General features: G+C 72.4%; 7 protein-coding genes. 6 read left to right on the forward strand and 1 reads right to left on the reverse strand.

The window, feature by feature from the left end; all coding sequences use genetic code 11:
* Position 1 precedes the first annotated feature (1 nt).
* The 6 genes from pstA to pstB all read left to right on the forward strand — a co-directional run bounded on the left by pstA (position 2) and on the right by pstB (position 9,941).
* Entirely contained in the window at positions 2-1,300 is a 1,299-nt protein-coding gene (gene pstA / locus ABZ818_RS28020) for a phosphate ABC transporter permease PstA (RefSeq protein WP_361420245.1), read from the forward strand.
* Complete coding sequence (pstS, locus tag ABZ818_RS28025; RefSeq protein ID WP_361420248.1) at positions 1,300-3,120, forward strand: phosphate ABC transporter substrate-binding protein PstS; 1,821 nt, start codon at positions 1,300-1,302, stop codon at positions 3,118-3,120. The genes pstA and pstS overlap by 1 nt, the downstream gene beginning before the upstream one ends.
* The gene (locus tag ABZ818_RS28030) at positions 3,117-5,846 is read left to right on the forward strand and encodes a hypothetical protein (RefSeq protein WP_361420251.1); all 2,730 of its coding nucleotides are present in this window, start codon (positions 3,117-3,119) and stop codon (positions 5,844-5,846) included. Before pstS ends, ABZ818_RS28030 begins: the two co-directional genes overlap by 4 nt.
* A 200-nt stretch (positions 5,847-6,046) precedes the next feature.
* Positions 6,047-8,038 (forward strand): Ig-like domain repeat protein, encoded by a 1,992-nt coding sequence (locus ABZ818_RS28035; protein ID WP_361420255.1) that lies wholly within the window; start codon positions 6,047-6,049, stop codon positions 8,036-8,038.
* An 83-nt stretch (positions 8,039-8,121) separates the two neighbouring features.
* Positions 8,122-9,030 carry a sortase gene (locus ABZ818_RS28040; protein WP_361420258.1) on the forward strand — a complete coding sequence of 303 codons (909 nt, stop codon included), beginning with the start codon at positions 8,122-8,124 and terminating at the stop codon, positions 9,028-9,030.
* Between the two features lie 128 nt (positions 9,031-9,158).
* Entirely contained in the window at positions 9,159-9,941 is a 783-nt protein-coding gene (gene pstB, locus ABZ818_RS28045; RefSeq protein WP_361420270.1) for a phosphate ABC transporter ATP-binding protein PstB, read from the forward strand.
* Between the two features lie 183 nt (positions 9,942-10,124).
* Here the strand turns inward: pstB and ABZ818_RS28050 are convergent.
* A partial coding sequence (locus ABZ818_RS28050) for an RNA-guided endonuclease TnpB family protein (RefSeq protein ID WP_361420261.1) occupies positions 10,125-10,937 on the reverse strand: 813 nt, incomplete at its 5' end.

Consider the following 10,937-nt stretch of genomic DNA (forward strand, 5'->3'; position numbering starts at 1 on the left):
GATGACCGTCGTCCAGGACACCGCCCACGACATCACCGAGGGCTCGGCACCCCCCGGCGCTCCCGCGCCCGCCGAACTCCCCGACCAGCCCCGCCGGATCGGCGGCGCGACACGCTCGGGTGTGCTCGCCCTGTGCGGGGCCGCCCTCTCGGGGCTCTGCACCGCCGTGCTGCTGTTCGGTCAACTCGCCCCGTTCTCCGGCCTGCTGGGGTTCACGGTCACCGCCTACCTCGCCTTCCTCGCCTGCTACGCGGTGCTGACCGGACTGGAGGAGGACGGGCAGGCCGTACGCGACCGGGTGATGACCGTGGTGCTGTGGACAGCGGCCACGCTGCTGTTCCTCACGCTCGCCCTCGTCGTCGGCTTCACCGCCTGGCGCGGGCACGAGGCGCTGGGGCACCTCAACTTCCTCACCGAGGACATGCAGTCCACGGGCCCGCTGGACCCGCTCAACCACGGCGGTATCGCCCACGCGATGCTCGGCACCCTCATCCAGATGACCATCGCCCTGGCGATCACCGTGCCGCTGGGCCTGGCGTGCGCGGTCTACCTCAACCAGATCCCGGGCCGCTTCTCCCGGTTCGTACGGACCATCGTGGAGGCGATGACGGCGCTGCCGTCGATCGTGGCCGGCCTGATGGTGTACGCCATCTGGATCCTCAGCCTCGGCATGCAGAAGTCCGGCCTCGCGGCGGGCTTCGCGATCAGCGTGATGATGCTGCCGATCGTGATCCGCGCGGCGGACGTCGTGCTGCGGCTGGTGCCCGGCACGCTGACCGAGGCGGCCGAGGCGCTGGGCGCTCCGCGCTGGCGCACCGTGTGGCACGTGGTCCTGCCGACCTCGCGCTCCGGGCTCGCCACCGCGGTGATCCTCGGCACGGCCCGCGGTATCGGCGAGACCTCGCCCGTACTGCTCACCGCCGGCTACATCGCGGCGATCAACGCCAATCCGACAAAGGGGCCGATGATCTCGCTGCCGCTGGCCGTCTTCACCCTCGTCAAGTCGCCCGAGCCCACGTACATCGCCCGCGGTTTCGGCGCGGCGGCGGTCCTGATGGCTCTGGTCCTCGTGCTCTTCGCCATCGCCCGGGTGATCGGCGGACGCGGTCCCGGCCAGCTCAGCCGCCGCCAGGCCCGCCGCGCGGCCCTCGCCTCGCGCCGTGACGTCGACCGCTTCGCCGAACTGCACTCCCCCGCGCTCTCGTTGTTCGACAGCGTCCCGCAGACCACCGACCCGTACGCCAGACCTTCCAGGCCCACCACCGAGGACCTGGGACACAAGCCCGGAGAAACCGACTGATGCGCAGTCACCTGCACCTTCGTCCGCGCCGCCTGCGCGCGCCGGCGATCCTGGGCGCGCTGCTCGCCATGATCGCCGGGCTGCTGGCCGGCCCGCTCGCGGCGACCGCCGCCGCCGAGAGCTACACCCCGATCGCCGGAGCCGGCTCCACCTGGGCCGAGAACGCCGTCGACGAATGGCGCCGCGCCGTCAACCAGTACGGCATGCGGATCAGCTACGCCGGCACCGGATCCTCCGACGGCCGCCGTCAGTTCCTCAGCGGCACGGTGGACTTCGCGGTCTCGGACATCCCGTTCCAGACCAACCCGACCGACGGCTCCGCCGCCGAACGGCCGGCCGGCGGATCGTACGCCTACATGCCGATCGTGGCCGGCGGCACCGTCTTCATGTACCACCTGACGGTCAACGGCCAGCGGGTCACCAACCTCCGGCTCTCCGGTGACGTGGTCACCAAGATCTTCACCGGCGCCATCAAGTCCTGGGACGACCCGGCGATCAAGGCCGACAACCCCGGCCTTCAGCTGCCGCACCGCCCCGTCGTCCCGGTGGTCCGCTCGGACGGTTCCGGCTCGACGGCCCAGTTCACGCTGTGGATGGCCAACCAGCACAAGGCCCAGTGGCAGGACTACTGCCGCAAGGTCGGACGCTCCGGCGCGTGCGGGCAGACCTCGTACTACCCGACCGTCCCCGGCATGATCGCCCAGTCCGGTGACCTCGGTGTCGCCGCGTACGTGGCCCAGAGCTACGGCGAGGGCGCGATCGGCTATGTCAACTACTCGTACGCGCTCAACGCGCACTACCCGGTCGCCAAGGTCCTCAACCACGCCGGCTACTACACCGAGCCGACCCCGCAGAACGTCGCGGTCTCGCTGCTCCAGGCGAGGATCAACACGAACAAGAGCTCGCCGGACTACCTCACCCAGCAGCTCGACGGCGTCTACAACGACAGGGACAAGCGCAACTACCCGCTCTCCAGCTACTCGTACATGATCCTGCCGCTGAAGGTGCAGGGCACGTTCACCAAGGAGAAGGGCAAGACGCTCGGCGCGTTCTCCTACTACTTCATGTGCCAGGGCCAGCAGCAGGCACCCCAACTGGGGTACTCGCCACTGCCGATCAACCTCGTCAAGGCGGGCTTCGACCAGATCCGCCGGATCCCCGGCGTGCAGACCCAGAACATCAACATCAAGGGCTGCAACAACCCGACCTTCACGGGCGACGGCCACAACAAGCTCGCCGAGACCGCGCCCTACCCGGCGGAGTGCGACAAGAAGGGCGCCGCGGCCTGCACCACGGGCAGCGGCGGCGCCAAGTCCGGCGGCGGCTCCGGAACTTCCGGTGGCGCCTCGGGTGGATCCACCGGCGGCGGCACGAACGGCGGCTCCACCGGCGGAGGTTCCACCGGTGGCGGCGCGACCGGTGGCGGCGCGACCGGCGGTTCCACCGGGGGCGGTTCGGCGACCGGCGGCACCTCCGGCGGCGGCACGGGCGGCACGGGCGGCACCGGTGACGCCGGCGGCACGGGCGGCGCCGGGACGGACGGCACCGGACAGCCGTCCGTCGACCCCGACACCGGGCAGACCCTCGCGCCCAACGGCGCGGGCGGCGGCGCCACGGTCGCCGACGGCACCATCGCCCTGGCCCAGCCGGTCACGGTGGCCGGGCGCCACGGCTGGACCGGCACCCAGACCCTGATGCTGATCACCGCCCTGCTGCTGCTCGGGCTCGTCCTGCTGCCCTCCGTCGTCTCCCGGGCGATCGCCGCCCGCAACGGCGGCCGCGGCGGCCACGACCGGTTCACGGACGGGGGTACGCGATGAGCCGCGACACACGAGGCAGGACGGCGCGCGTACGCGGGCTGCTCCTGCGGCTGGTGGCCGGGGCCGCCGCCGGCGCCCTCGCGGGCCTCTGCGTGGCCCAGGCCGCCCAGCCCGCGACCGCCGCGAGCGGTACGGCCGGCACCGGCTCCGCCGTCACGGTCTCCGGGCGCGGCGAGTTCAAGGACATGAAGTTCACGGTCGACCAGACCACCCACCTGACCAGCCAGGCGATCACCGTCTCCTGGACCGGCGGCACCCCGACCACGTTCGCGGGCACCCTGTTCAACACCGACTTCGTGCAGATAATGCAGTGCTGGGGCGACGACGACGGCACGGTCCCGGGCAACCCCGGCCCGCCGCGCACCCAGTGCCAGTACGGCGCCTCTCCGACCACCGGCCGGGGCAGCTGGCCGGGCAACGAACGCGACGACACCCGCAACGTCACCTACAGCGCCGCCCCCACCAGCTACGGCGAGGACGACCGGTACGGCGCTGGCGGTGCCTTCGGCCAGGGCGAGGTGCCCTTCAAGTCGGTCGACGGCACGATGGTCACCACCGGCACCCAGAACAACCCGTTCTACAACCGCAACACCACCAACGAGGTCCACTTCGCCCGCACCGGCTCCGACGGCACCGGCCGCGAGTACTTCGAGGTGCAGACCGCCAACGAGGCACCCCACCTGGGGTGCGGTACCCAGGCCGGAAAGAAGGGCGCCGCCCGGCCGCGCTCCTGCTGGCTGGTGATCGTCCCGCAGGGCCACCTCGACCTCGACGGCAAGCCGTACGCCGACAAGAGCATCGTCAACGCGGGCTCGCCGGTCTCCTCCACCAACTGGAAGAACCGCATCGCCGTGCCGCTCCGCTTCAACCCGGTCGGCAGCGGCTGCGCCCTCGGCTCCGACGAGCGGACCACCATGGGCAGCGAACTCGTCGCCGACGCCATGACCAGCTGGCAGACGGCCCTGTGCCCGACCGGCACGGTCTACGGCTACACCAAGCTCGGTGAGCCCGACGCCCGCACCCGGCTCGCCAACACCGGCTCCGCCGGACTCGTCTTCACCACCCGGGCCCTGGGCACCGACGAGGGCACCACCGCTCCGTCCGGCACCACGGCCTACGCCCCCGTCGCGCTCTCCGGAGCCGTGATCGGCTTCACCATCGAACGCAGGCCCAAGGCAGGGGCCCCGGACGACATCCAGAGGCTCGCCGGGACGAAGGTCGAATCCATCGACCTCACACCCCGCCTGGTCGCCAAGCTGCTGACCGAGTCGTACCGCAACTCCCCCTGGGGAGCGGTTCTCGGCGACCAGGTCGCCAAGGGCTACGGCTGGGCGCGGCACAACCCTGCGGGCCTCGCGAGCGACCCCGAGTTCATCGCCCTCAACCCGGAGTTCGCGCATCTGTCGGTCTCCGAGACCCCGGCCACCGACACCGACCTGATCACCTCGCTCGGCCACTCGGACACGGCCCGCGCGCTGTGGCAGTGGATCCTGTCCGACAAGGACGCCCGCGGCTTCCTCGCGGGGACGGCCGACGAGTGGGGCATGCGCGTCAACCCGTACTACAGCACCGACACGCACCTGAACCCGACGGGCGTGCCCTACGACCCGGCCCGCACCGACGACTACCCCAAGAGCGACCCCTGGTGCACGATCCCGCCCGGCACCGGCGCCACCGACAAGCAGTGCATGACGGACTTCCACCCGTACGTGTCCGACATGCACGCCGGCGCCCTGCACACCCGGCGCGCCGACACCCTGTGGAAGGCGACCTGGGACGCGCTGGCCAACCCGCCGGGGTACAAGAGCACCGGCCCGCAGACCGTCGGATCGCGGTTCGTGATCGCGGTCACCGACACGGCCTCCGCCGAGCGCTACGGGCTGCAGACCGCTCGGCTGCGCAACGCCGCCGGCCGCTTCACCGCGCCCACCACGGCATCCCTGACCGCCGCCGCCACGAGCGCCGCCGGCAAGGGGGCGCCGGAGATCAGCCCGGGCCGGGCCACCGCCGAAGGCGCCTACCCGCTCGCCCAGCTGATCTACGGTGCCGCGCGGCCGGGCGAGCTGGACGCCACCGCCCGCAAGGACTACGCGGCCCTGCTGCGGTACGCGGTGGGCGACGGACAGGTCAGCGGCGCCGACCCGGGCCGGCTCCCGGCCGGTTACGCGCCGCTCTCCAAGGACCTGCGCACCCGCGCACTGCACGCCGCCGACACGCTCGAGCACTACACCGGGCCCTCGTCCCACGACGGCGGCTCGGGAAGCGGCTCGACCGGAGGCAACGGGGGCTCCGGCGGCTCCGACTCCGGCGGCTCAGGCTCGAGTGGCTCCGGCTCGGGTGGCTCCGGCGCGGGCGGTGCCTCGGGCGCCGGGGGCGCGTCGGGCGGCGATGCGGCCGGGGGCGGCACCGGCTCCGGCGGGGCCGGCCCGGACGGCGGGGACGCGAGCCCCACGCCCAGCGGCGCGCCCTCCTACGACGGCGGCAAGGCCGTCCAGACCACGGCCTTCGGCACCACGCCGGCCGACCCCGCGAACGCGCTGCGCTACGCCGTCCCGGTCGGTGCCGGGCTCGGCGCCGCCGCGGCGGCGGGCGCGCCCTTCGCGGGCGGCAGCCGACTGCGCCTCCCGCTGCGGGTCCCGCTCCCCGGCGGCCGCACGGTGACCGTCGTACCGGCGTTCACCCTGCCCGACCGGCTGCGGAGGCTGCTGCCGCCGGGCCGGGGCTGACCCTCCGACCGGAGCCGGGCCTTCCGGGGCCCGGCTCCCCACAGACGGCCGCCCGCCCCGAAAGGCAGTCGGGGCGGACGGCCTGTACCACCCTGCCAGATCCTCGGCGTGCTCTCGGCCGGCGCGACGCAGGGACCCCCACGACACCTCCCCCACACCCACCGCACAGCACATCCACGCACACCGTCAGGAGACTCTCGATGCGCAGAATGCGCTCTACGGCCGCGCTCGTCGCCGCCGCCGTGGTGGCCGGTGGCCTCGCTCTGGCGAGCCCGGCGTCCGCCGACCCCGCACCCGCCGGGACGTTCCGCCAGCTCGTCGGCGTGGGCTCCGACACCACGCAGGACGTGCTCAACGCCCTCGCCGGTGACGCCCCCGGCTACGCCGGCTCCGCCATCACGTCGGCGGGCGGCGCGGGCATCGCCTCGTACGACGCGGTCGAGCCCGGCACCGGCTCCACCGCCTCCAAGATCCAGACCCGCACGGGCGGCCCGTCCTTCCTGCGGCCCAACGGCTCCGGCAAGGGCCGTCTCGCGCTGAGCATGTCGCTGACCGGCGACAAGTTCCCCGACAGCAACGGCGCCGCCATCAAGGGCCAGGTCGACTTCGCCCGCTCCTCCGGCGGCCCGAGCACCTCCGGCAGCGCGCTCACCTACATCCCCTTCGCCCGGGACGCCGTCGGTGTCGCGGTGCGCGGCTCGGCCCTGGACAACCTGACGGTCGACCAGCTGCACGACATCTACGCGGGCATCCTCAAGGACGTGAACGGCCAGGCCGTTCACCCGTACATCCCGCAGAACGGGTCCGGCACCCGCGCCTTCTTCCTCGGCACGATCGGTCTCAACGACTCGACGATCGACCCCAAGATCCCGACCGTCCAGGAGAACCAGGCCAACGACGCCCTCACCGCCGCCGGCGCGCTCGTCCCGTTCTCCGTGGGCAGCTGGATCGCCCAGATCAACGGGGTCGCCCCGGACCACAGCAAGACCGCTGCCGCCGCCGGCGCCCACCTCGCCTCGGTGCAGCTGCCCGGCGACAAGGGCGTCACCAGCCCGGTGACGACCGTCAACGGCCGGCTCGAGCCGGTCCGCGGCTACTACGAGAACGCCACCTTCGGCCGGGACGTCTACAACGTCGTTCCCAGCCGGGCGATCGACCCCACCAGCATCTTCTTCGACAAGGACCTCTACGACGTCTTTGTCACCGACAGCGGCCACACCGCCCAGATGGCCACCGACAACTCCCAGAAGGTCATCGCCGACTTCGGCTTCATGAACGAGTCGTACAACGGCTCGATCAACCCGGCCAAGCACGCCAAGTTCGGCGGCCTGGAGCAGTCGGGCATCGACCTCACGGCGCCCGCCGCGCCGGCCCTCAAGGCCACCGCCGACACCGGGAAGCTCGCGCTGACGTGGACCGCCCCGGCCGCCCCCGGCCTGCCGGTCACCGACTACCGCGTCACGCTGACCCGCGCGGACGGCACCGTCGCGGCGGCCAAGGACGTCCCAGCCACGACCACGTCGTACACGTTCAGCTCTCTGGCCAGCGGCAAGTACACCGCCACGGTCGCCGCCGCCAACCTCAACGGCACCGGCGCCCCCGCCACCTGGACCGGTGACGTCAGCCTCAAGTCCGCGAGCACCACGAAGGCGACCGCCACGACGACCGCTTACGGCAAGGCGCCGAAGGTCGCCGTCACCGTCACCGGCTCGAACGGGACCGTCCCCAGCGGCAAGGTGACGGTGAAGGAGGGCTCCACCACCCTCGGTACCGGCACCCTCAGCTCCTCCGGCAAGGTCACCGTCAGCCTGTCCAACCACCTGAAGGTCGCGACGCACAAGCTGACCGTCTCCTACGGCGGCGACAGCAAGCTCAACGCGTCCTCGGCGACGGTCTCGCTGAAGATCACCAAGGCGACCCCGTCGGTCGCCGTCACCCGGCCCTCCTCGATCAGCCACACCGCCCGCGCCAAGGTCACCGCAAAGGTCACCGCGACCGGCACCACGCCGACCGGCACCGTGCGCGTCTACGAGGGCTCCAAGGTGATCGCCACCGGCACGCTGACGTCCGGCAAGGTGACCATCACCCTGCCGAAGCTGAGCCGCGGCAAGCACACGCTGCGCGCGTACTACGCGGGCTCCTCGACGGTGAACGCGAAGAACAGCGCGAACTTCACCATCAAGTCCACCTGACCCCGCTGCCGGGGAGGCCGCCGCGACGGCGGTCTCCCCGGCGGTACGTGAAACCCCACGACCCATGAAGGAGGCGGGCCGCCGTGACGGTCTCCGTACAGACCATGCCCGCACCGGCCCTGCTCCGGACCCGCGTCCGGAGCGTCCCGGCCGTCCGCCACATCGCCCGGGGCGCCCTGCTCAGCCTCGCCGCCCTGCTGCTCGGCATCACCGCCCAACTGCTGTTCCTCAGCGGCGTCCAGGAACGGGCCGCCCAGCACACGGCGTACGACGAACTGCGCAACGCCCTCGCCCTGGGCACGGCCCCGGTCTCCCAGACCGACCAGCAGGGCAGGCTGCTGGCGCCCGGTACGCCGGTCGCCCTGATCGACATCCCCTCCCTGAGCATGCGTCAGGTGGTCCTCGAAGGGACCGACTCCGGCGTCATGACCGACGGCCCCGGCCACCGCCGCGACACCCCGATGCCCGGGCAGGCCGGCACCAGCGTGCTGATGGGGCGGGCGGCCGCCTACGGCGGCCCGTTCGAACGGCTGGCCGACCTCGCCGAGGGTGACAGGTTCACGGTGACGACCGGCCAGGGCGCGGCGAAGTACCAGGTCGTCGGCGTACGGCGGGCCGGAGACCCGGCGCCCGCCCCCTTGGCCTCCGGCCAGGGCCGTCTGGTGCTGGCCACGGCCACCGGCCCGAGCTACATGCCGGGCGGCATCCTCCGCGTCGACGCGGACCTGGTCTCCGCGCCCTTCGAGACCCCGGCGGCCGTGATCAGGCCCGGCACGCTGCCGGAGTCCGAGCAGCCGCTGGCCCGCCCCTCCGGGGTGCCGTGGCCGCTGGTGATGTGGCTCCAGGCCCTGCTGGTCGCGGCCGTCGCCGCGGTATGGACCTGGCACCGCTGGGGCCGCCACCAGACGTGGATCGTCTTCGCCCCGGTGGTCGCCGTGCTGGGCCTCCAGGTCGCCACCCGGACCACCGAACTGCTGCCCAACCTGATGTGACCGCTTCCCGAGCCCAGCCGCGAACCGAGGTACCCGCCGTGACCGATGCCACCGACTCCCTGACCGACACGGTCGTCCTGCCCCCCGTCACCGACGTCACCCCCCTCCCCGCCGCCCCGGGCGGGCCGATGACCGCTCCCGCGACGCTCGAGGCCCGTGCGGTGTCGGCCTGGTTCGGCAGCCACCAGGTGCTGAGCCGGGTGACGCTGACGATGCCCGCCGGCCAGGTCACCGCCCTGATCGGCCCCTCCGGCTGCGGCAAGTCGACGTTCCTGCGCACCCTCAACCGCATGCACGAGCTGATCCCGGCGGCGGCCTTCGCGGGCGAGGTGCTCTTCGAGGGCGAGGACATCTACGCCCCCGAGCGCCGCCTGACCGACGCCCGGCGGCGCATCGGCATGGTCTTCCAGAAGCCCAACCCCTTCCCCGCCATGTCGATCTACGACAACGTGGTGGCGGGCCTGCGCCTGACGGGTACGCGCGCGAGCCGTCGGACGAAGGACGAACTGGTCGAGGAGTCCCTCACCCGCGCCGGCCTGTGGAAGGAGGTCAGGGACCGCCTCCGCCAGCCCGGCGGCGCGCTCTCCGGCGGCCAGCAGCAGCGCCTGTGCATCGCCCGCGCGCTGGCCGTGCGCCCCCGGGTGCTGCTCATGGACGAACCGTGCTCGGCGCTCGACCCCACCTCCACCCGCCGGGTCGAGGAGACGATCCAGGAACTCGCCGGCCAGGTGACGGTCGTGATCGTCACCCACAACATGCAGCAGGCGGCCCGCGTCTCCCACCAGTGCGCCTTCTTCCTCGCCGAGCAGGGCACCCCCGGCGGCATCGTCGAGCACGGCCCGACCGACGACGTCTTCGGCACGCCGAAGGACCAGCGGACGGCGGACTACGTGGCGGGCCGGTTCGGCTGACGGCCGCCCCCGGGAGACGGGGGCGGCCGTCCCGGAGTGCGCACGATCGCCCGCGAGCCGGTACGACGTATGCGTCCGGGCAGCGGGCGTTCAACGGGCTGCCAGCGTGGGTCGTTGCACGAGCGGCGCCTCGGCGTTGAGGTTGTGCGGTTGACTTCTCCCCCTCCTGAAGGAGGGGGATTCTCACGGCTCGCGCTGTGAGGCTTTCTGCTTCGTCGCCGACTGCCCGTCCGGAGTTCTCCGTTGAGGTCTTACACCGGCTCCACAGACCGACACCACCAGCCCGGCGGCCAGGAGGTTCTTCGCCGCGTTCGCGTCCCGGTCATGGGTCGCCCCGCAGACGCACGTCCAGGAACGGACGCTCAGCGGCATACTCTCGGCGAGGGCGCCGCAGGCGGAGCACAGCCTGGAGGACGGGAAGAAGCGGTCGACCGCGATCACTTCCCGCCCGTACCAGGCGGCCTTGTACTCCAGAAGGCTCCTGAACCGAGACCACGCCGCATCACTGATGGCGCGGGCCAGGCTCCGGTTCTTGACCATGTTGCGCACGGTCAGGTCCTCGATCACGAGCGTTTGGTTTTCACACACGAGTCGAGTGGTCAGCTTGTGCAGGTGATCACGCCTGCGGTCGGTGATCCGGGCGTGGATCTTCGCGACCTTCAGCCGGGCTTTGTGCCGGTTGGCGCCGTCGCCCCTGGCCTTGCGGGACAGCTCCCGCTGGGCCCTGGCCAGGCGGGCGCGGTCCTTGCGTTCGTGCCTCGGGTTGGCGATCTTCTCACCGGTCGAGAAGGTCAGCAGGTGGTCCAGTCCCACGTCGATCCCCACCGCCGCGTCCGCAGCCGGCAGCGGGCGCACGCTGGGGTCCTCGCACAGCATCGACACGAACCAGCGCCCCGCGCTGTCCTGGGAGACGGTCACCGTGGACGGGGACGCGCCCTCAGGCAGGGGCCGGGACCAGACGATGTCCAGCGGCCGGTCCATCTTCGCCAGCGTCAG

The sequence above is a fragment of the Streptomyces sp. NPDC047453 genome (assembly GCF_040643155.1).
Lineage (GTDB): Bacteria > Actinomycetota > Actinomycetes > Streptomycetales > Streptomycetaceae > Streptomyces.